This window comes from Amycolatopsis speibonae (genome assembly GCF_042647925.1).
Taxonomy (GTDB): domain Bacteria; phylum Actinomycetota; class Actinomycetes; order Mycobacteriales; family Pseudonocardiaceae; genus Amycolatopsis; species Amycolatopsis speibonae.
This window is the reverse complement of the sequence record NZ_JBHRWK010000164.1, coordinates 1-926: the sequence shown is the minus strand read 5'-3', so window position 1 is coordinate 926 and position 926 is coordinate 1. Positions and strand designations below refer to the sequence as shown.

Genomic DNA, 926 nt, shown 5'->3' with positions numbered 1-926 from the left:
AGCCCCCGACCGGCCGTCCTCTCGGCGACAGACGGTTTCTCCGCGTACGCAGGTGGCATCTCCGATGACGTCCGTGGCACCTCCGGCACCCCGGGGGGCTTCTCGCCCGGCGACGAACCGGATTCACCCCGGTCCGCCGGCGGCGCGTCGGCGTCACCACCGGGAAAACTCAGATCGACACTCTTGACCTTCGTCGCCCCGCCACCGACACCGCTACCACCCGGCTTCGCCGAACCACCGAACGAACCCAGTGCCCCCAAAATCCCGCCCCAGAAAGCATCAGGACTGTCGACCGCGATATTGACAATCGGATTACTCCACGCGACCGCCGCTATCTGCGCAACCGCGTATCCCCCCTGCCCGACCCCTACCAGCCAACCCGGAACCTCTTTACCGAACTGCTTCGCCGCATCCCTCGCCCCCATCACCGCGACCCTCGCCACACTGTGTGTCAGCCCCGCCGCGCCACCCCCGATCGCACCCCCGATCGCCGACTTCCCCAACGACTCCGCATCAAAATCGTCCTTATCCCGCAGGCCCTTCGCCATCTGCGCACCCTGTGTGACCCCGTCCACCACTACCATCAGCCCCGCGCCCATCGCCGCGAACTGCGCCATGTCGATCACCGCGGTCCCCGCGGCCTTCGCCACCTGCGCCCCGGTGATCGACGCGATCTTCCGCACCAGCGCCTGCCAGATCATCCGAATCGTCACCTGCGCCGCCAGCTCCACCGCCGCGGCCATCCACGCGAAGATGATCGACGCCAACAACTCAATAACCGAAGCCAAAGCAAGAAGCGCGAACATGATCATCATGATCTGCGACTTCTCGACATTCGCCGCAGTCGATTTCGCCATCTTCGCAAAAGCCTCAGCCGCATCCCGTAAATCATCGATAGACGGAATCAGTCTCCCCGAGAACCAGTC

1 pseudogene is annotated in these 926 nt (G+C 64.8%); it reads right to left on the bottom strand.

Going from position 1 to position 926, the window contains the following annotated elements:
* Positions 1-815, bottom strand: a pseudogene (locus ACFOSH_RS44375) (hypothetical protein); the annotation flags it as partial.
* Positions 816-926 lie beyond the last annotated feature (111 nt).